This is a genomic window from Streptomyces sp. BK208 (genome assembly GCF_004364245.1).
GTDB lineage: Bacteria > Actinomycetota > Actinomycetes > Streptomycetales > Streptomycetaceae > Streptomyces.
Genome location: NZ_SOAV01000005.1, coordinates 355,455 through 375,330, shown reverse-complemented (window position 1 = coordinate 375,330; position 19,876 = coordinate 355,455). Strand labels below are relative to the sequence as shown.

At 74.0% G+C, this 19,876-nt stretch carries 18 protein-coding genes and 1 pseudogene; 11 read left to right on the top strand and 8 right to left on the bottom strand.

What is annotated here, in order from left to right; genetic code table 11:
* Positions 1-7 precede the first annotated feature (7 nt).
* Positions 8-703: a hypothetical protein gene (locus tag EV562_RS15310; protein ID WP_133887345.1), complete on the top strand. Its 696-nt coding sequence runs from the start codon at positions 8-10 to the stop codon at positions 701-703.
* Between the two features lie 71 nt (positions 704-774).
* Here EV562_RS15310 and EV562_RS15305 read toward each other — a convergent pair whose 3' ends face one another.
* Positions 775-1,854: a Ku protein gene (locus EV562_RS15305; protein ID WP_166661803.1), complete on the bottom strand. Its 1,080-nt coding sequence runs from the start codon at positions 1,852-1,854 to the stop codon at positions 775-777.
* Between the two features lie 55 nt (positions 1,855-1,909).
* Here EV562_RS15305 and ligD point away from each other — a divergent pair, with 55 nt between their 5' ends.
* Entirely contained in the window at positions 1,910-2,791 is an 882-nt protein-coding gene (gene ligD, locus EV562_RS15300; RefSeq protein ID WP_133887343.1) for a non-homologous end-joining DNA ligase, read from the top strand.
* A gap of 67 nt (positions 2,792-2,858) precedes the next feature.
* Here ligD and EV562_RS15295 read toward each other — a convergent pair whose 3' ends face one another.
* A complete protein-coding gene (locus EV562_RS15295) occupies positions 2,859-3,662 on the bottom strand; it encodes a nuclease-related domain-containing protein (protein ID WP_133887342.1) in 804 nt (267 codons plus the stop codon).
* Positions 3,663-4,109: 447 nt separating this feature from the next.
* On the opposite strand from EV562_RS15295, the gene EV562_RS15290 reads away from it, so the two are divergent.
* From EV562_RS15290 to EV562_RS15270, 5 genes are all read left to right on the top strand, one after another.
* The gene (locus EV562_RS15290; RefSeq protein WP_133887341.1) at positions 4,110-4,916 is read left to right on the top strand and encodes a hypothetical protein; all 807 of its coding nucleotides are present in this window, start codon (positions 4,110-4,112) and stop codon (positions 4,914-4,916) included.
* Positions 4,913-6,157: an ATP-binding protein gene (locus EV562_RS15285; RefSeq protein WP_133887340.1), complete on the top strand. Its 1,245-nt coding sequence runs from the start codon at positions 4,913-4,915 to the stop codon at positions 6,155-6,157. The genes EV562_RS15290 and EV562_RS15285 overlap by 4 nt, the downstream gene beginning before the upstream one ends.
* Positions 6,158-6,293: 136 nt before the next feature.
* The gene (locus tag EV562_RS15280) at positions 6,294-6,734 is read left to right on the top strand and encodes an SH3 domain-containing protein (protein ID WP_133887339.1); all 441 of its coding nucleotides are present in this window, start codon (positions 6,294-6,296) and stop codon (positions 6,732-6,734) included.
* A gap of 43 nt (positions 6,735-6,777) precedes the next feature.
* Positions 6,778-8,139, top strand: coding sequence for an FtsW/RodA/SpoVE family cell cycle protein (locus EV562_RS15275; RefSeq protein WP_166661802.1), 1,362 nt, complete (start codon positions 6,778-6,780; stop codon positions 8,137-8,139).
* The gene (locus EV562_RS15270; protein WP_133887338.1) at positions 8,136-9,593 is read left to right on the top strand and encodes a penicillin-binding transpeptidase domain-containing protein; all 1,458 of its coding nucleotides are present in this window, start codon (positions 8,136-8,138) and stop codon (positions 9,591-9,593) included. Before EV562_RS15275 ends, EV562_RS15270 begins: the two co-directional genes overlap by 4 nt.
* A 9-nt stretch (positions 9,594-9,602) precedes the next feature.
* Here EV562_RS15270 and EV562_RS15265 read toward each other — a convergent pair.
* Positions 9,603-10,053: pseudogene (locus tag EV562_RS15265) on the bottom strand (Uma2 family endonuclease).
* 224 nt (positions 10,054-10,277) lie between these two features.
* Between EV562_RS15265 and EV562_RS15260 the strand changes: the two are divergent.
* The 4 genes from EV562_RS15260 (at position 10,278) to EV562_RS15245 (ending at position 13,603) form a co-directional block, all read left to right on the top strand.
* Complete coding sequence (locus tag EV562_RS15260; RefSeq protein ID WP_133887337.1) at positions 10,278-11,216, top strand: diiron oxygenase; 939 nt, start codon at positions 10,278-10,280, stop codon at positions 11,214-11,216.
* Positions 11,217-11,278: 62 nt separating this feature from the next.
* Positions 11,279-11,932 carry a TetR/AcrR family transcriptional regulator gene (locus EV562_RS15255; RefSeq protein WP_133887336.1) on the top strand — a complete coding sequence of 218 codons (654 nt, stop codon included), beginning with the start codon at positions 11,279-11,281 and terminating at the stop codon, positions 11,930-11,932.
* Positions 11,933-11,997: 65 nt separating this feature from the next.
* On the top strand, positions 11,998-12,321 hold the full coding sequence (locus EV562_RS15250; RefSeq protein ID WP_133887335.1) for a hypothetical protein: 324 nt from the start codon (positions 11,998-12,000) through the stop codon (positions 12,319-12,321).
* A 103-nt stretch (positions 12,322-12,424) separates the two neighbouring features.
* Positions 12,425-13,603 carry a C40 family peptidase gene (locus EV562_RS15245; RefSeq protein ID WP_133887334.1) on the top strand — a complete coding sequence of 393 codons (1,179 nt, stop codon included), beginning with the start codon at positions 12,425-12,427 and terminating at the stop codon, positions 13,601-13,603.
* Here the strand turns inward: EV562_RS15245 and EV562_RS15240 are convergent.
* From EV562_RS15240 to EV562_RS15220, 5 genes are read right to left on the bottom strand one after another with little or no spacing between them, the layout of a single operon-like run.
* The gene (locus tag EV562_RS15240; RefSeq protein ID WP_133887333.1) at positions 13,567-14,829 is read right to left on the bottom strand and encodes a styrene monooxygenase/indole monooxygenase family protein; all 1,263 of its coding nucleotides are present in this window, start codon (positions 14,827-14,829) and stop codon (positions 13,567-13,569) included. The two genes, EV562_RS15245 and EV562_RS15240, sit on opposite strands and share 37 nt — an antisense overlap.
* 32 nt (positions 14,830-14,861) lie before the next feature.
* Positions 14,862-15,503: an ATP/GTP-binding protein gene (locus tag EV562_RS15235; protein ID WP_133887332.1), complete on the bottom strand. Its 642-nt coding sequence runs from the start codon at positions 15,501-15,503 to the stop codon at positions 14,862-14,864.
* On the bottom strand, positions 15,484-15,936 hold the full coding sequence (locus tag EV562_RS15230) for a DUF742 domain-containing protein (RefSeq protein ID WP_133887331.1): 453 nt from the start codon (positions 15,934-15,936) through the stop codon (positions 15,484-15,486). The genes EV562_RS15235 and EV562_RS15230 overlap by 20 nt, the downstream gene beginning before the upstream one ends.
* Positions 15,933-16,463, bottom strand: coding sequence for a roadblock/LC7 domain-containing protein (locus EV562_RS15225; RefSeq protein ID WP_166661801.1), 531 nt, complete (start codon positions 16,461-16,463; stop codon positions 15,933-15,935). Before EV562_RS15225 ends, EV562_RS15230 begins: the two co-directional genes overlap by 4 nt.
* Positions 16,460-19,639 carry a nitrate- and nitrite sensing domain-containing protein gene (locus tag EV562_RS15220; protein WP_133887330.1) on the bottom strand — a complete coding sequence of 1,060 codons (3,180 nt, stop codon included), beginning with the start codon at positions 19,637-19,639 and terminating at the stop codon, positions 16,460-16,462. The genes EV562_RS15225 and EV562_RS15220 overlap by 4 nt, the downstream gene beginning before the upstream one ends.
* Positions 19,640-19,876 lie beyond the last annotated feature (237 nt).

Below are 19,876 nucleotides of genomic sequence, written 5' to 3'. Positions count from 1 at the left end.
CGGGACCATGACCGCCACCGGACCGGGCAGCGGCGACGACGACCGGTGCGAGCCGGACGGTACGCCGTCCGTGCCCGACCACGTCTGGCGGCTGTTCCTGGAGGACGACGAACGCGCCATCCGCGCCTCCGCCCCGAGGGAGCCCGCCGCCCGGGACCGCTTTCCCGACCGGGAGAGCTTCTCCGGCCGGCTGCCGGAGCCGTCCGCCGAACGTCCCGGGCGACCCGGAACCCACGACCGCCCTGGGCCGTCGGACCGCCCTGGGCTCGCCGACCGCCCTGATCCCCCCGGCTGCCCCGAGCCCTGCGACCGTCCCGGTCCCGCCGAGACGGTCGGTGAGGCGTGGCGCCCGGAGGACGCGTGGGCGGGGCCGGGCTGGCGCGAGCTGGACGGCCGGGCCAGGGGGCGGCGGATCGCCCGGGTGTTCGGCACGGCCGCGGCGCTCGCCGTCGTCCTGGGTGCCTGGTCGCAGCTGTCCACCGGCCCGGCCACGCCGGGCGGCGGCCCGGCAGAAACGATTGGCCAGCGTCTGGAGGAGAGCCCCGCGCTGCCCACGCCCGGCTCCGTCGTCCCCCGCGCTTCCCTCGGCTCCGGCGCGGACTCCCTCGCGCCGACGGTGTCCGGCGCCGCGAGCCCGGCCGCCTTCGACCCCGCTCCGTCCGCGACACCCGGGGCGACCGGCTCCCCCGGGACGGTCGGCTGACGGCGATCGGCTGACGATGGTCGGCTCACGGCGGTCACGCCGGGAGGCCGCCCCGTGTTCCGGGGCGCCCGTCAGGCGCTGCGCCGGCGGGAGGCCGTCTTCTTGGCGGTGCTCCTGCCCGTGCTCTTCGCGGCCTCCTTGGCCGTGCCGCGCCCGGCGGCCTTCTTGGCGGTGCCCTTGGCCGCCGTCTTCTTCGCGGGCGCGGCGGACTTCGCCGTCGACTTCTTCGGCTCCGCCTTCTTCGCCGCCGTCTTCTTCGCGGCCGTCGACGTCGACTTCTTGCCGCCGGTCTCCTTGGGGGCCCGCCGGGACGAGGTCTTGCGCTGCGGCAGGGACCTGACCTCGGCCTTCTCGGGCGGTGCGGTCTCCTCGCCGTCCCGGGACTCCCGGGCCGCGCGCACGCTGCTCTCCAGGGCCGCCATCAGGTCCAGCACCTTCCCCGGCGCCGCCTCCTCGCGGGCCTCCGGGGGCCGCTCGCCGGCGGCCTTGGCGGCGACGACCTCCTCGACGGCCTCCCGGTACTCGTCGTGCAGGTCGTCCAGGTCGATCTCGCCGAGGGTGTCCATGAGGGCGTCGGCGAGGTCCAGTTCCTGGTCGCGCACGGTGACGCCGCCCTCCGGTGCGACGCCCTCGGGGGCCCGCACCTCGTCCGGCCACAGCAGGCCGTGCATCGCGATGGCGTCGCCGACGACGCGGAGCATGCCGAGACGCTCCCGGCCGCGCAGCGCGAACTTGGCGATGGCCACCCGGTTGCTGCGCTTGAGCGCCTCGCGCAGCAGCGTGTACGGCTTGGCGGCGGGGGCGCCGCTCGCCGCGAGGTAGTAGGCCGAGCCCATCTGGAGCGGGTCGATGCGGTCCTCGGGCACGAAGGCGACGATCTCGATGGTGCGGGCCGTCGGGATCGGCAGCTGGGACAGGTCCTCGTCGGTGATCGGGATCATCGAGCCGTCGGCGTCCTCGTAGGCCTTGCCGATCTCGGCCTGGGTGACCTCGCGGTCCTCCAGCTCGCACACCTTGCGGTAGCGGATCCGGCCGCCGTCCTCCGTGTGGATCTGGCGGAAGGACACCGCGTGGCTCTCGGTCGCGTTCACCAGCTTGATCGGGATGGTGACCAGGCCGAAGGAGATGGCGCCGTTCCAGATGGAGCGCACGTGCAGCACCGTTCCTTTCGGGCGTTTTGTTCATGTTTCGTGAGATTCTCATGGTATGGCGCCGATGACGGAAGTGGAGGGGCGGCGGGTGGCTCTCAGCAACCTGGACAAGGTGCTGTATCCCGCGGCCGGCTTCACCAAAGGGGAGTTGCTGCACTACTACGCGACGGCCGCGGAGGTGCTGCTGCCGCACCTGCGGGACCGTCCGGTGTCCTTCCTGCGGTATCCGGACGGTCCCGACGGCCAGGTGTTCTTCACCAAGAACGTGCCGCCGGGTACGCCCGACTGGGTCACCACGGCCGAGGTGCCCCGCTCGGAGGGCCCATCCCGGATGGTGCTGGTGCAGGACCTGGCGAGCCTGATGTGGGCGGCGAACCTGGTCACCGAGTTCCACACCCACCAGTGGACCGCGGACGACCCGGGCGAGGCCGACCGGCTGGTGTTCGACCTGGACCCCGGACCGCCCGCGACCGTGGTGCAGTGCTGCGAGGTCGCGCTGTGGCTGCGGGAGCGGCTGGCGGCGGACGGGGTCGAGGCGTACGCCAAGACCTCCGGCGCCAAGGGGCTGCACCTGCTGGCGGGGGTGCGGGGGGCGTCCTCCGAGCGCGTGTCCGACTACGCGAAGGCGCTGGCGGTGGAGGCGGAGCGGGCGCTGCCGAAGCTGGTGGTGCACCGGATGACGCGCAGCCTGCGGCCGGGGAAGGTATTCGTGGACTGGAGCCAGAACGCCGCGCGCAAGACCACGGCCACCCCGTACACCGTGCGGTCCCGGGACGTGCCCGCGGTCTCCACGCCGGTGACGTGGGAGGAGGTCGCCGGGTGCGGACGGGCGGAGCAGCTCGTCTTCCTGGCCGGGGACGTCGGGCCCCGGGTGCGGGACTACGGCGACCTGCTGGCGCCGCTGTTCGACCGGCGCCGGGCGGCGGCGCTGCCCTGACGCCGGGCGCCGCTCGGAGGCGGGTGCGGACCGGGCGCCGAAGAGGCGGGTGCGGACCGGGCGCAGCTCAGAGGCGGGTCCAGGTGGCGCGGTCGCGGGCCAGGGCGTGCAGGGCCTCCACGTCCGCCGGCTTCAGCGTCCCGCCCGCCCGGGCCAGCTCCGGCAGCTCCCGGTCGGTGAGCAGGCGCACGGAGCGGGGCGGTGCGGCGACGGTCACCCGCGCCGGTCCGACGAGGACGAGGACGGGGCGGACCTGCGCCGTCAGGGCGTACGAGGCCCGGTCGGCGTCGGCGCGGACCCGGCGCAGCAGCGGGAACGGCGCCCCGCGGCCGAGCGCCACCAGGGGGTCGGCGACCCGTACCCGCTGCCTGCGGGCGGGCAGCACGTGGAGGGCGAAGAGGCCGCCGGGTCCGATCAGCAGGTGGTGGACGCGGTCGCCGCCGGGCAGCGGGAGGGAGTGCAGGACGTGGTGGCCCGCGCCGTCGAGACGGTCGAGGGCGCTCCCCGTGGTCTGCTCGGCGGCCAGCGCCCGGCGGCGCGGATCGGGGCGCAGCCGGTGCGCGGGACCGGGGTCGCGCTCCAGGGCGACCAGGAGGGCCTCGCCGGGCCGGTTGGGGGCGAGGTCGTCGTCCGGGTGGAGGGTGAGCCGGGCCAGCTCGGCCCGGGTCGGGACCGGGGGCGGACCGATGGCCACCCGGCCGGTGAGGAAGGGGGCCAGGGCCCGCAGGACGTCCTCGCGGCGGTCGTCGTTCAGCAGGCTGACGCGGGCCGCCTCACGGTCGTACCAGGCGAGGTTCCCGCCGTCCGGGAGGCAGACGCACAGCTGTTCCCTGCCGTGCCGCCAGGTCGGTACGACGCGCAGTCCGTCCACGCACAACACCCCCCTCCATGGGACCAGGCGGGGCGCCTCGGGGGCAAGAACCCGGTCGAATGGGGGTGGAGCGGGGCAGCCTGGGCGGGACCGGGGAGGCGCCTGTGCGTATCCGTGGGAACGGTCCGGGCGCAGCGGCTCCGCACCGGCCGTGGGACGGGATCGTGCCGGGCTCCGGACGGGCGGGCGGGAGTTCCGGCGGGCGGTGGGACGGCTGGAGTTCGCCGTGGTGCGGGACGGGTTCGGCCCGGTGCGGACGCTGCCGCGGCTGCCGGGGCCTTGTGTACCCGCGGGCCGGTCTGCCCACCGTGCGGCTCCCCCGCGGAGCGGGCCGAGTAGCCCGGCGGGCCGGGGCGCACGCAAAATGGCCTTCCGTACGAAGACGCGTACGACGCCGTCCGCAGCCGTGCGGGACCACCGGCACCGATCACCGAACCCAGGAGTGCAGTGCTCCCGAGCCGCCGCGGCCGTCCGGCCCGCGTCCCCGCCGCCCTCGCGCTGCTCCTGGCGACGGCGGCGGCGACCGGTGCGCTGGCGGGCTGCGGGGACACCGGCGGGCTGCGCGCCGCCGGTGCGACGCCCGCCGCTCGGAACCCGGCCCGGCTGTGGCCCGGTCTGACCCCGGCCTCCAGTCCCGCCTACGACATCGGCGAGGTGGAGCACGCGGTGGTCGAGGGCGTGGCCGTGCCCGGCGGCGACATCCGCAGGGCGGACCCGGTGGCCGCGGTGCGCGCCGAGATCGCCGCGCACCCGGGCGACTACGCGGGCGCGAAGGCGCCGTACCACGAGACGTCCGTGCGGATGGCGGACTGCGGCGCGGACGGTGCCGGTGACGAGGCGAGCGGGTGCCCGGTGCTGCGGCCGTACTACCGCGACCTCACCGGGGACGGGCGGCCGGAGATGACGCTGGGCTTCCGGCTGCTGCCGGAGAAGCTGACCGCGGTGCGCGTCTACACCGTGGAGAAGGACCGGCTCGTGCGGATCATGTCCTACGAGGACGCCGTGAGCGCGGTGGAGCTGGCCGGACGGACGGTGATCGTCCGCTCCCCCTCGGAGGTGGCCGGCTACGAGTACCGGCTGCAGTGGACCTGGGACGCCGACCAGGGGGCCATGCTGCTGACCAGCGACGAGATGCTGCGCACCGACGACGGCGGTCAGCACACGAAACGCCCGTCCGTTCCCCCGTCGCCCGCTCCGTCCGCCGCGTCCTCCCCGCCGGGGTCGTCCCCCTCGTCCTCGGCGAGCGCCCGGTGAGGCTGGCCCTTCCCCGGTGGGCCGGACCGCTCGCGGTGAAGGCGGCCGTGTTCATCACGGTGATGTGCTGCGCGCTCGCCGCGCTGCTCGGCGTCCTGGTGCACGTCTCGGTGACCGATCAGACCGTCGGCCAGGCACGTGACGTGGCCCTGTCCCGGCTGCGGGAGGCGACGGAGGCGTACGAGGCGGGTGACCCGCTGCGGCGCGGGGCCGGCGTCGACCCGTCGGGGCTGCCCCGGCGGCTGCGCGAGCTGGCCGTGTCGGGGCGGCGCGGCACGATGGTCGCCGAGTACGCCGGACGGCCGACGATGTGGGCGGCGGGCCCCGCCGACGGCGGCCGGGTGCTGGCCGTGCGGGTCGACCACTCCCAGGGCCGGGCCACCATCGAGGGGCTGGACCGCGCCATCGTGTGGTCGTCGGCGCTGGCGATCGGGGCGACGCTGCTGGTCGGCGCGTTCGCGGTGACGCGGGTGACGCGGCGGCTGCACACGACGGCGCGGGTGGCCCGGCGGATCAGCGCCGGTGACCTCGACGCGCGGGTCGGTGATCCGCGCGCGCAGGACCCGACCCGTCCGCAGGACGAGGTGGCGTCGGTCGCCGCGGCGCTGGACTCGATGGCGTCGTCGCTGCAGGGCAAGCTGCTCGCCGAGCAGCGTTTCACCGCCGACGTGGCGCACGAGCTGCGCACTCCGCTCACCGGTCTGCACGCGGCGGCGGAGCTGCTGCCGCCGGGCCGCCCCACCGAGCTGGTGCGGGACCGGGTGGCGGCGCTGCGTACCCTCACCGAGGACCTGCTGGAGATCTCCCGGCTGGAGAGCGGGCGGGAGACGCCGACGACGGAACCGGAGGCGCTGGGCGCGCTGGCCGGGCGGGTGGTGCGGGGCTCGGGCACCGGCACGCGCGTGGACGTCGTACGGGACGCGCGGGTGGAGACCGACCGGCGGCGCCTGGAACGGGTGCTGGGCAACCTGGTCGCGAACGCGCACCGGCACGGGCGGGCGCCGGTGGTGCTGACCGTGGACGGTGCGGTGATCACCGTACGGGACCACGGGGACGGCTATCCGGAGTACCTCCTCGCGCACGGGCCGCAGCGTTTCCGCACCGAGGGCGGGACGAAGGGGCACGGCCTCGGGCTGACGATCGCGCTGGGGCAGGCCGAGGTGCTCGGGGCCCGGCTGGAGTTCACCAACCCGCCGGACGGCGGGGCGCTGGCCCGGCTGACGCTGCCTCAGCAGCCCTGATCCGGCCCGGCGCGGCCGGTGGCGTCCCGACCTCGGGTCTTCCCCGATGGCGCAGCGCGGCGGGCGGTCCGTGCGGTGCGCTCCTAATGTGGCGGTCAGTCACCTGAGGAACCGTTCGCTCCCGGGAGGTACTCCCATGTCGCTCCTGTCCGTACCGACCACCTCGCGCTCACCCCTGGTCCGCGCCCTCGCCACCGTGATCGCGGCCGGCGCGCTCGCCACCGCCGTCGCCGTCGCCCCGGCCGTCGCGGACGACGGGCGGGGTGGCGACACGAACCCCACGGCCGGTGCCGCCGCGGGAGGAACGGGCGGCGGCGCGGGGGGCGACGGCCGCCGGGAGCAGGGCCGCTACCGGGGTGTCGTGACGGCCGACCGGCTCGCCCTGCGCACCTCGCCGACCCGCGGTGCGGACGTCATCCGGTACGCCCACCGGGGCGAGGTCGTCTCCATCTACTGCAAGACGCCCGGCGACACGGTGCGGGGCAACCCCCTGTGGTACCTCCTCACGGACGGCACCTGGGCGTGGGGCGCGGCCCGTTACATCGACAACATCGGCCCCGCGCCGCGCTGGTGCTGAGCCGGACGACGCGCAGACCACACCATCTGGGTAAGTTCCGGACATGACCAAGGCCGGAACCGGAACCGGAATCACCGTGGCCCCGGCGGACACCCCCGCTCCCGTCGCCCGGCTCCCCCGGCGCCGGGGGGTCGAACTCGCGCTCATCGTGATGGCCGTGCTGCTGTCGGTCTTCGGCTACTGCAACGTCGGTCTCGCCCGGCACGGCACCCTCCCGCCCGGTGCCGCCGGCTACGGCGCCGGGCTCGGTGTGCTCGCGCTCCTCGCCCATCTGGCGGTGCGGCTGCGTGCCCCGTACGCCGATCCGCTGCTGCTGCCGATCGGCGTGCTGCTCAACGGCCTCGGTCTGGTGCTGATCTACCGGCTCGACCTGGAGACGCCGGGCGACCGGGCGGCCCCGACCCAGCTGGTGTGGTCGACGCTGGGCGTCGCCCTGTTCATCGTGGTCGTCCTGCTCCTGCGCGACCACCGGGTCCTGCAGCGCTACGCGTACGTCTGCGTGGCCGCCGCGCTCGCCCTGCTCACCCTGCCGATCTTCTTCCCGGCGGTGAACGGCGCCCGCATCTGGATCCGGGTCGAGGGCTTCTCCATCCAGCCCGGCGAGTTCGCGAAGGTGCTGCTCGCGGTGTTCTTCGCCGCCTACCTGGCCGCCAACCGCAGCGCGCTGGCGTACGCCGGCCGCCGGGTGTGGCGGCTGCAGCTGCCCACCGGACGCGTTCTCGGCCCGATCGTGGCGGTGTGGCTGGTGAGCGTGGGGGTCCTGGTCCTGGAGCGGGACCTGGGCACCTCGCTGCTCTTCTTCGGCCTGTTCGTGGTCCTCCTGTACGTCGCAACCGGCCGGACCGGCTGGATCGCCGTCGGCCTGGTGCTGGCCTCGCTGGGCGCGGTCGCCGTGGGCTGGCTGGAGCCGCACGTGCACGGCAGGGTGGAGGACTGGCTGCACCCCTTCGCGTCGATCGAGGCGGGGCACGGCCCGAACCAGCTGGCCCAGTCCCTCTTCGCGTTCGCGGCGGGCGGGGTGACCGGCACGGGCCTCGGCCTCGGCCACTCCGTCCTGATCGGCTTCGCCGTGAAGTCGGACTTCATCCTGGCGACGGCCGGTGAGGAGCTGGGCTTCCTGGGGCTGACGGCCGTCTTCCTGCTGTACGGGCTGCTGGTGGAGCGCGGCTACCGGGCGGGCCTCGGCGCCCGCGACCCCTTCGGCCGGCTGCTGGCGGTCGGCCTCTCCTCGATCGTGGCGCTCCAGGTGTTCGTCATCGCGGGCGGGGTGACCGGGCTGATCCCGCTGACCGGCATGGCGATGCCGTTCCTGGCCCAGGGCGGCTCCTCGGTCGTCACCAACTGGGCCATCGTGGCGCTGCTGATCCGGGTGAGCCACGCGGCCCGGCGCGGAGCGCCGTCGTGACCCGGAACATCCGGCACGCGGCCGTCTTCTGCGCCCTGCTGCTGGTCGCCCTGGTGGTCAACGCGGCCCGGGTGCAGATCGTCCAGAAACCGGAGTACGACGACAGCCCGGCCAACCGCCGCCCCGACATCGCCCGCTACCAGCAGCCGCGCGGCGACATCCTGGTCGGCGGCGAGCCGGTCACCGGTTCCCGGGACACCGGTGAGCACCTGCGCTTCGAGCGGACCTACGCGAACGGGCCGATGTACGCGCCGATCACGGGCTTCGCCTCGCAGGCGTACGGGACGACGCTGCTGGAGCACGCCGAGGACGGCCTGCTGTCCGGCGCCGACCCGATGCTGGCGCCGCTGCCGCTGTGGAACGACGTCACCGGGGCCCACAATCCGGGCGGTGACGTGGTGACGACGATCGACGGGGCCGCGCAGCGGGCGGCGTTCGAGGGGCTGGGCGGACGCAAGGGCGCGGTGGCCGCGATCGAGCCGGCCACGGGCCGTGTCCTGGCCCTGGTCTCCGCCCCCTCCTACGACCCCCAGCTGCTGTCCGGCAACAGCGCGGCCGCCACCCGCACCTGGCGCCGGCTGAACGGCGATCCGGACAAGCCGATGCTCAACCGGGCGGTGAGCCGGACCTACCCGCCGGGTTCGACCTTCAAGGTGGTCACCGCGGCGGCGGCGCTGGACGCGGGTCTGATCCGCGACCTGGACGCGCCGACCCGCTCCCCCGACCCGTACCTCCTGCCCGGGACGCGGACCAGGCTCACGAACGAGGCCGACGGCTGCCGCGACGCCTCGCTGCGGGAGGCGTTCGAGTGGTCCTGCAACACGGTGTTCGCCAAGCTCGGGGTGGACGTGGGCGTGCGCGGCATGACGGCGACGGCGGAGGCCTTCGGCTTCAACGACGACGGGCTGCGGGTGCCCTTCCCCGTGGCGCGGAGCACCTTCGACACCTCGGTGGACCGGGCGCAGCTGGGCCTGTCGTCGATCGGGCAGTACAACACCCGGGCGACGCCCCTGCAGATGGCGATGGTCGCGGCGGCGGTGGCGGGCGGCGGCCAGGTGCGCGCGCCGTACCTGGTGGAGCGGACGCTGCGGGCGGGCGGCAGCCTGGTGGCGGCGGCCGGGTCGCGTCCCTCCCGGGAGGTGATGCGCCCCTCCACGGCGGCGCGGCTCAAGGAGCTGATGACCGGCGTGGTGGACAAGGGCACCGGCGCGAACGCGGCGATCCCGGGTGCCACGGTCGGCGGCAAGACCGGTACGGCCCAGCACGGCGTCGGCAACTCGGGCACGCCGTACGCGTGGTTCATCTCCTGGGCGCGGGGCGACGGGGACGTGGAGCCGAAGGTCGCGGTCGCGGTGGTGGTGGAGGGCTCGGCGGCGGACCGCGGGGGTGTCAGCGGCGGCGGGCTGGCGGCACCGATCGCACGGGGGGTGATGGAGGCGGTGCTGGGGGGTTGAGGGCGAGTGCTATCGACGCCGGTTCACGGCGGTGAGGTCGATGTCGATGAGGAAAGGCACGGTGAGTTTGAGGCGGTTGTGGAAGATGCCGGTGGGCACGTAGGTCTTCGTCGTCGACTCCAGCTCATAGACGTAGACAACGGGAAGCCCGTTGTTCTGCTCGACCCGCCAGTAGTGAGTGATGCCCGCGGCTGCGTACTTGCGCGGCTTGGTCTCCCGGTCCCGGTCAACTGAATCCTCAGAGACCACTTCGGCGGCCAGGATGACATCTCCGTGCAGGAGCCGGGTCTGCTTGGGCCGGACTCGCGAAGACGAGGCTCCCGTCGATCAGCTCCGTGTGCGGAGGCAGGTTGGGAAGCTCGTCGAGGTCGTCCGCCGTCCAGCCGCCCTCCGGCGGACGGGGCCACTCGTAGTCGTCGTCCAGCCCGTAGTCACGTGCGGCGCTCATGATCGCTCCCATGTACCGGAGTCTGACGGACATGGCCAGCGTACCCAGCACGAACGCCGGCGGAGTGCTCCATCGAGTGGTCCCGCGCGGAGGCTTTGACGGCGCACCATCTTTACTCGCGGTCAACAAGTTCCGTCCGGGGGATTGACGAGCTTGCTGACACGCAGTCTCATAAGACGGAGCAAGCTGGAGTGACCGCGGGTAACACGATCTGTTCGACGAGGTGGGACACAGCCATGACGACCCTGACGGAAGCCGACGCGCTCGAGGGCCTGCGCGACGCGCTCGGCCTGCTGAAGGACCGGGAGCAGGTGGCCGAACGGCTGCTCGACTCGTCCGCCAAGCACTCCTTCGACCCGGACAAGGAGCTGGACTGGGACGCGCCGTTCGAGGACGGCAAGTGGTTCTGGCCGCCGGAGCTGGTGTCGCTGTACGACACGCCGCTGTGGAAGCGCATGGGCGAGGAGCAGCGCATCCTGCTCTCCCAGCACGAGGCCGCCGCGCTCGCCTCGCTCGGCATCTGGTTCGAGCTGATCCTGATGCAGCTCCTGGTCCGGCACATCTACGACAAGGCGGCGACGAGCGCCCACGTGCGCTACGCCCTCACCGAGATCGAGGACGAGTGCCGGCACTCCAAGATGTTCGCCCGGCTGATATCCCGCGGCGAGACCCCCTGGTACCCGGTAAGCCCGATGCACCAACACCTCGGCCGCCTCTTCAAGACGATCTCCACCACGCCCGGCTCCTTCACCGCCACCCTGCTCGGCGAGGAGGTCCTGGACTGGATGCAGCGGCTGACCTTCCCGGACGAGCGGGTGCAGCCGCTGATCCGGGGCGTCACGCGCATCCACGTGGTGGAGGAGGCGCGGCACGTGCGGTACGCCCGTGAGGAGCTGCGCCGGCAGATGGTGACGGCCCCGAAGTGGTCCCAGGAGTTCACCCGGGTCACCTCCGGCGAGTTCGCCCGGGTCTTCTCCATCGCCTTCATCAACCCCGACGTGTACACGAACGTCGGCCTCGACAAGCGCGAGGCCCTGGCCCAGGTCAAGGCCAGCGGCCACCGCAAGGAGATCATGCAGACCGGCGCGAAGCGCCTGACCGACTTCCTGGACGACATCGGCGTACTGCGCGGCGTCGGCCGGAAGCTGTGGCGGTCGTCGGGGCTGCTGGCGTAGTCCGGCCGGTCCGCTCCATGGACACGGGTGGTCGCCCGGCCGTGCGGGTTACGCTGCGGTTCATGACCCCGCAGGCCTCCACCCCCGCCTACCGCCGCCTCAGCGTGGAGGAGCGCCGCGTCCAGTTGCTGGAGGCGGCGCTCGCCCTCTTCGCGCACCGGCCGCCGGAGGAGGTCTCCCTGGACGACGTGGCCGAGCGGGCGGGGGTCTCCCGGCCGCTGGTGTACCGGTACTTCCCCGGCGGCAAGCAGCAGCTGTACGAGGCCGCGCTCAGGTCCGCAGCCGACGAGCTGCGGCACTGCTTCGACGAACCCCGCGAGGGCCCGCTGCTGCCCCGGCTCACCCGCGCCCTGGACCGCTATCTGACCTTCGTCGACGAGCACGACACCGGGTTCAGCGCCCTGCTGCGCGGCGGCAGCGTGGTCGAGACCTCGCAGACCTCGGGCATCGTGGACGGAGTACGCCGGGCCGCCGCCGACCACATCATGAGCCACCTGGCCGTCACCGAGCCCGGCCCGCGGCTGCGGATGACCGTCCGGATGTGGATCACGGCGGTGGAGGCGGCCTCCCTGATCTGGCTGGACGAGGACAAGCAGCCGCCCTTCGACGAGCTGCGGGACTGGCTGGTGGAGCAGTTCCTCGCCGTGCTGACGGTCACCGCCCGCCGGGACCCGCAGACCGCGGCGCTGGTCGAGGCGCTGGCCGCCGACCTCTGACACCGGGCGCCGGCCTCTCGCCCCGGCCTGTGACCCGGTGCGCGCCGATCACCGACACTGGTGCCGTGAAGAGCGAAGACACCCCCTTCGAGGGCGGCCCCATGGACGGGCGCGTGCTGCCCGTGCTGGTCGGGATGACCGGCCACCCGCCGAAGACGTACCGCATCCCCGTGCCGGACCCGGCCGGCGGCCCGCCCACCGTGCTGGTGTACCGGCGGCAGCCCCGGGACGCGCGCGGCGGGCTGCGGTTCGCCCGCTGGAAGTACACGTACGACCCCTCGGGCCGGCCGGGCTCCGACCGGAAGTGGCCGTGGTCGAAGCCGGACCGTCCGGCGGGCACCGATCCAGACGCCACGCCGGGTGGCAAGCCGGACGACGCCCACGGGTGACCCGGTTGCGCCGAACCGCGCACACTCGGCGCGCGGAGCCCCGGAAGGCGCCCCATGCTCGCCGTGCGGAGCGGACCCGCCGCCCCGCACCGGAGGTGATGGCGTGTCAGGAAGGCTTCTGCGTCTGGTGTGCACGGCGGCGCTCGCGGCCGGGATCGTCCTCGCACCCGTGCCCGCCGCGGCCGAACCGGGACCCGGCGGAACGGGCGGACCCGAGCCGGCCGGCGGCGGGCGTTCCGTGGCCGGACTGCTGACGGACCTTCAGCGGCTGTACCGCGAGGCGGAGAACGCCACCGAGACCTACAACGGCACCGAGGAGCGGCTGAAGGCGCAGCGCGCGCGGGTGCTGCGGCTGAACGCCGAGCTGACCCGGACCCGGATGTCCCTGAGCGACAGCCGGGTCGCGGCCGGGCGGCTGGCCCGCCAGCAGTACCAGAGCAGCAGCGACCTCTCCCCCTACCTGCGGCTGCTGCTGGCCCGCGATCCGCAGCACGCCCTGGAGCAGGGGCATGTGATCGGCCGGCTGTCCGAGGAGCGGGCCAAGACCGTGGGCCGCCTGACCGGCGACACCAGGAAGGCCGACGAGCTGGCCGGACGGGCCCGTGCCGCCCTGGACCGGCAGGTGGCTCTCGCCGCCCGTCAGGAGAGGGAACGGGACGCCGTGCGCGAGCGCCTGCACGCCGTCGAGGAGATGCTCGCCTCCCTCACCCCCGAGCAACTGGCGGCGCTCGCGGAGCTGGAGAAGAGCGGGGCCGCCGAGGAGCAGGAGCGGTTCCTGGCGTCCGGGGCGCTCGGCGACGACGCCAAGCCGTCCGCCGAGGGCGACCGGGCGGTGCGCTTCGCGGTGGAGCAGCTCGGCAAGCCGTACGAGTGGGGCGCCGAGGGTCCGGCGTCGTACGACTGCTCGGGGCTCACCTCCGTGGCCTGGCAGCGGGCCGGGACGCCCATCCCGCGCACCAGCCAGGAGCAGTGGGCCCGCCTGGACCACGTCCCGATGGACGAGCTGCGCCCCGGCGACCTGGTCGTGTACTTCCCCGAGGCCACGCATGTCGCGCTGTACCTCGGGGACGGCATGGTCGTCCAGGCGCCCCGCCCCGGCGCCGACGTCAAGGTCTCGCCGATCGCCGCGAACCCGGTGCTCGGCGCCGTACGCCCCGACCCGGGCGGGGTTCCGGTGTCGCGGTACACCCCGCCGGCGCTCCCGGCGGGGGCGGCGGACGGGGCGGACGAGGGGTACGCGGCCCCTTACGCGCCGGCCGCGCCCGAGACCTCCATCAGGTAACCCTCGGTCTTCGCCGGGTCGTAGAAGAAGTTCTCGAAGTCGGACGGGTCGTTGAAGCCGTTGGCGAAGCGGTCGGCGATGGGCTGGAGCTGTCCCGCGGCGCCGAACAGGTTGAGGATGTGCTCCGGCGGCGGGGCGAGCATGGTGTTCGTCCACTTGGTGACGTGCTGCGCCGTCTCCCAGTAGCGGTCGAAGGTCTGCTGCATCCAGGCCTCGTCGAACTCCTTGTCGCCCTGCTCCACGATCGAGGCGAGGTAGGAGGCGGCGCACTTGGAGGCGGAGTTGGAGCCCTGGCCGGTGATCGGGTCGTTGGCGACGACCACGTCGGCCACGCCGAGGACGAGACCGCCGCCGGGGAGGCGGCCGATCGGGTTGCGGACGGTGGGCGCGTAGCGGCCGGCCAGGGTGCCGCCGGCGTCGGTCAGTTCGACCTTGGTGGCCCGCGCGTACTCCCAGGGGAGGAACTTCTCCATGAGTTCCAGGGTCAGCGAGAGGTGCTCCGCCGGGTCCTTGACGTCCTTGAAGGCGTCCAGCGGGCCGCCGGGTATGCCCTCCCAGAAGAGGATGTCGGCGCGGCCCGAGGTGGTGAACGTCGGCATGATGAACATCTCGCCGACGCCCGGCACCAGGTTGCAGCGCACGGCCTCCGTCTCCGGGTGCTCGGGGCGCGGTGCCATCCCGTGCACGTAGGCGACGGCGAGGGCGCGCTGCGGCTCGGTGTACGGGGAGCGCGAGGCGTCGCGGCCGAACATCTGGACCAGCTCGCCCTTGCCGGCCGAGACGAGGACGAGGTCGTAGGCGCGGGAGAAGTAGTCCAGGTCGCCGACGGCCGCGCCGTGGATGACCAGTTGGCCGCCGCGCTGGGCGAAGGTCTCCATCCAGCCGGCCATCTTCACCCGCTGGTCGACGGACTGCGCGTAGCCGTCGAGGCGCCCCAGCCAGTCGATCGCGCGCTGCGAGGGGCCCGGGTCGAAGGAGCCGGGGGCCGCCACCGAGACGCCGAGTCCCTCGATCTTCGGGGCCTGGGACTCCCAGAAGTTCAGCTGGAGGTCGCGCTCGTGCTGGAGCGCCGTGTGGAACATGCACTGCGTCGACATGACCCGGCCGGTGCGGATCTCGTCCGCGGTGCGGTTGGACATCAGGGTGACCTCGTAGCCGTGCGCCTGCAGGCCGAGGGCGAGCTGGAGACCGGACTGGCCGGCTCCCACGACGAGTATCTTCCGCATGCGGTTCTTTCCTTCTCCTGCTCGGGGTTCGTCTACTCGGGTGTTTCGTCGAGCGCGTGGCCCACGAGGGACAAGAGGGTCTCGATGGCCGAGATCCGACGGCGCGCATCCATGATCATGACAGGTATGTGCGCCGGGATCGTCAACGCCTCCCGCACGTCCTCCGCCTCGAACAGCTCGCTGCCGTCGAAGTGGTTGACCGCGACGACGTACGGCAGTCCGCAGCTCTCGAAGTAGTCCAGGGCCGGCCAGCAGTCCTTCAGGCGGCGGGTGTCGGCCAGGACGACGGCGCCGATCGCGCCGCGGACCAGGTCGTCCCACATGAACCAGAACCGCTGCTGGCCCGGTGTGCCGAACAGGTAGAGCACCAGGTCGTCGTCGAGCGTGATGCGGCCGAAGTCCATGGCCACGGTGGTGGTGAGCTTGCCCGGCGTGGCGGTGAGGTCGTCGGTCTCCTCGCTCGCCTCGGTCATCAGCGCCTCGGTCTGCAGGGGCGTGATCTCCGAGACGGCGGTGACCAGCGTGGTCTTGCCGACGCCGAACCCTCCCGCGACGACGATCTTCGTGGCGACCGGCGCGCGGGTGGGGTCCGTCTGCCAGGGCTGTACGGGCCCGTCGGTGTCGACGAGCGGGGGGACGCCGGAGGCGGCGGCGTCAGAGACGACGGAGTCCACTGAGCACCCTTTCGAGCAGTGCGCGGTCCGGGCGGCCCGTGCCGTGGCCGGTCCCGGTGCCGTACACACGGATCTTTCCCTGGTCCGCGAGGTCGCTGAGGAGCACCCGGACCACGCCGAGCGGCATCTTCAGCAGCGCGGCGATCTCGGCCACCGTACGCATACGGCGGCACAGTTCGACGATGGCCCGCATCTCCGGCATCACGCGGGAGGTGAGGCTTCCGTTCGTCAGTTCCTTGCGCTCCTCGGCGGCTTCGAGGGCGGCGGTGCCCGCGGTGGCGCCGACGAACGTCTCGACGAGCAGGACGTGACCGAAGCGGGTGCGGCCGCCGGTGAGCGAGTAGGGCCGCACGCGGGCGGGTTTGCGGTCGGCGCCGCGCACCGGGAGGTGGCCCCGGCTGATCGGTCCGGTCTTTCCGGGACTGCTGCTCATCGGGCGCTCCCCGTCGGCTGGGACGACTCGGACGGCTCGGACGACTCGGACTCCAGGGACTTGCGCAGTTCGCTGCGGAGTTCGGGGGTCAGGACGTGGCCGGCGCGGCCGACGAAGAGCGCCATGTGGTACGCGACGACGCTCATGTCGCACTCCGCGGAGCCGTGCACGCCGAGCAGCGAGCCGTCGCTGATCGACATGACGAACAGGCTGCCCTCGTCCATGGCGACCATCGTGTGCTTCACGGTGCCGTAGTCCATGAGCCGGGCGGCACCGACGGTCAGGCTGCCGACGCCGGAGACGACGGTGGCGAGGTCGGCGGCGGAACCGCGCGGGCCCGTCCGGGGCGTCTCGCGGCTCTGCCGGGCCTCCTCGTTGCGACCGGGGTCGGAGGACAGGAGCAGGAGCCCGTCGGAGGAGACCACTGCGACCGACCGGATGCCGGGCACCTCCTCGACGAGGTTGGTCAGCAGCCAGTGCAGATTGCGGGCTTCACTGCTCAGTCCGAAGGTACTGGGCGCGGTCAACTGCTTGCCTCCTCGACGGTGCCCCCCGTGGCTTCTTCGGTTGTGTCCGCCGCCGCGTCCGGTGCCCGGTTCTGCCCGGTGCGGTCGGCGATCTCCGCCTCGACGTCCCGGCGGCCGGCCTCCGCCCCCCGGCGGAACCCGCCCAGGCGCCTGCGGAGCGCGTCGGCGTCGACGGACCCCGAGGTGCGCGGCCGCGGCACCGCGGCGGGGGTGGTGAGCTTCGGGGTCCGCTTGGGCAGGCCCTTGTCGGTGACGCGGTCGTGCGGTTCGGGTCGGTCCGGTCCTGACTCCGCCTGTTGCGGCGCGTCCGGTTCCGGGGTCTCCGGCCGCGGTGCGGCGGCCGGCCGCGGTGCGTCCGGTTCCGGTGCGGACGGCTGCGGGGCCGGGGCGGTCGTCCCCGCCGGGTCCGGCACGCGGTCGTGGGCGTCGGGTCCGATGGCGTACGGGTCGGCCGCGGGCGCCGGCCGGGTCTCCGGTTCCGCGAGGGCGGGCAGGAAGAGGGCCATCGTGGCGTCGTCGGGGAGGTCACGGCCGGGGGCGGGAGCGTCCTCGGGGCTCTTGGAGTCCTGGCCGGTTCCGGAGTCCTGGCCGGTTTCGCAGTCCTCACCGGTTCCGGAGGCCTCACCGGTTTCGAAGTCCTCGGAGGAGGGCCTCGCCTCCGGCTGCGCGGGCGCCGGGTCGGCCGTCCCGGTGGGGTCCTCGCGCTCGCCCGGCTCCGTGGCCCGGGGCGGGGCGGTGCCGGCGTGGGGGACGTCGGTGCTGGACGCGTCCGTCTCCGCCCCTGCTTGCGCCTCCGCCGCTGCTTCCGCCTCCGCGCGGCGTACGGCCTCCTCGGCCGAGGCGACCAGCGGATCGGTACCGGAGGCCGGCCGCGGGCCGTCGGCCTCCTGCCCGGCGCCCTGCCCCGCCGAGTCCGCCCGCTCGGCCTTCTCCGCCCGCCCGTGCAGGACGTTGGAGTTGGCCTCCGCGTCGGCGCCGGGCAGGGAGAAGGAGCCGGTGCCGTCGGAGACCGGCACGGTCGGGGCCAGCGCGGCCGGCGGGGCCGCCGCGAGCAGGGGGCCGGGGAGCACGACGACGGCCGCGACCCCGCCCTGCTTCTGCTCCCGCAGCCGCACCCGCGCCCCGTGCCGGTGGGCGAGCCTGGCGACGACGTAGAGGCCGAGCCCGAGACCGTCCTCGCCCGACTCGCCCTCCCGCTCGTAGGGCGCCTCGGGGTCGAACGCGGTGAGGCGGGCGTTGAGCCGCTGGAGGCGTTCGGTGGCCATGCCGATGCCCTCGTCCTGGACGGAGAGCATCACCTCGCCGTTCTCCAGGAGCCAGCCGGACACCTCGACGGGCAGGTCGGGCGGCGAGAAGGAGGTGGCGTTCTCCATCAGCTCGGCCAGCAGGTGGGAGAGGTCGTCGGCGGCGAACCCGGCCACGTGCGCGTGCGGCGGCAGCGCGGCGATGCGCACCCGCTCGTACCGCTCGATCTCGCTGACCGCGGCCCGGACCACGTCGACCAGCGGCACCGGTGAGGCGCTGTGCTGGACGTGTTCGGTGCCGGCGAGGACCAGGAGGTTCTCGCTGTGCCGGCGCATGACCGTGGCGAAGTGGTCGAGCTTGAACAGGGTCGCGAGGCGGTCCGGGTCCTGCTCGCGCTCCTCCAGGCTCTCGATGACGGCGAGTTGCCGCTCGACCAGGCCGAGGGTGCGCAGGGCGAGGTTGACGAAGGTGGAGCCGATGCTCTTGCGCACCACGTCGAGGCGGGCCGTGGACTCGGCGAGTTCGGCGCGCAGTTCCTCGCGGGCGTCGGCCATCTTCTGCCGCTGGCCGACCAGGTGCTTGCGGTCGGACTCCAGCGTGGCGACCCGTCCGGCGAGCGTGGCGGCCTGCGTGTGCAGGGCGTTGACGGAGCGGACGACCTGCGCGAACTCGTCGTTGCGGCCGGTGAAGGCGATCGGCTCCTCTGCCGCCGGGTCCTCCGCCCCGGCCAGCCGGGCCGAGCCGCGCCGCAGCACCGACAGCGGGCGGGTGAGGGTGCGCGCGAGGGCGGTGGCGATACCGACGGCGAGCAGGACCAGGGCGCCGAGGACGGCGATCCGGATCTCCAGCGCCGTGACGTCGTCGTCGCGCAGCTGCTCCAGGCCCTGGACGCGCTTCGCGTACAGCGCGGCCTCGGCGCCGCGCATCGCGTCGACGCGGGCGGAGAGGGCGGCCTCCAGCCGCTTGGTGCTGGTGCCCAGGTCGCCGTCGGAGAGCGTCGGTTCGTCGGTGAGGCCGGCGAGGTACTTCTCGGCCGAGTTGACCTCGGGCCCGGCGACCGTGGCGTCGAAGCTGCTCCGGGCCTCCTTGGGAGCGCCCTCGCGGAAGCCGGCGAGGGCGGCGTCGGAGCGGACGCGCGCCTGCTGCGCGGCGGCGGAGAGCGCGTCGCGCTGCTCGGCGTCGGAGTCGGAGGTGGTGCTCGTCTCGGTCGGCAGGCCGGTGACCGGGTCGATGACCGTCCGGGTGGTGCTGGGCACGGACAGGGCCGCGAGCAGCAACCCCCGGGTGGCGGCGGCCTGTTGGACGGCGGTGTCCAGCTCGGCGAGCGCGTGGGCGCCGGCGCCCGCGCGGGGCGGCATCTTCTCGCCCAGCTCCTCGGCCAGGGCGTGGAGTTCGGCGATGGCCTTCGCGTACGCCTGGTGGGCTTCGAGGGCGGTGCTCTTGCCGGTGAGCGCGGCCCGGCGCAGCGCCGCGACGGAGTCGAGGTCCTCGCGCAGGGAGGCGGGCGTGTCGGGGTCGGCGCGCAGTTCCTCGACCTGGCGGTCGACGCGGGCGCTGCGCTGCTCGGAGGGCGCCTTGGACTTCGGGCGGCCGGCCGCGATGTACGGCGTGACCTCGTCGCGCTCGTCGGCGAGGGAGTGGGCGAGGGTCAGCGCGCCCTGGGTCTGCTCGGCGAGCGTCACCAGTTCCTGGGAGTCGTTCAGTTGCCCGGAGGCGGTCACCAGCGAGGGCGCTCCGGCCCCGGCGACGGCGGCCGCCACGACCGCCACGGCGACGATGAGGCGGTTGCGTACGTGGGTGGGGCGGCCCTTGCCGACAGGGGCCTGTGGCGGCGGAGGGGTGGAGGTGCCGGGGGTGCGCTCCACGCTCCCCGCGGGGGCCGCCTGCTTGCCTGTGCGACGAGGCCGCGTCTTCTGCACCGGTGCTCGCATTCCTGACTCGTGTACCCGTGGGCCCGGGTGGCGCTCCGTCAACTGGCCGGTCGGGGGCGCGTACGCCCGCCGCCGGGCGCTGGGCTGTTCCCCGGCCGCCGACAGCGCGCCGGGCGGGGAGACCGCGTGAGCGGGGCAGGCCCCCCACCGGTTCCCGACCCTCCCAGTGCCGGTGGACGGTGAGCGCGCATCATCCGACCCGCCACCCGAAGGAGTGAACCCCGGAGGGGAGTTGGG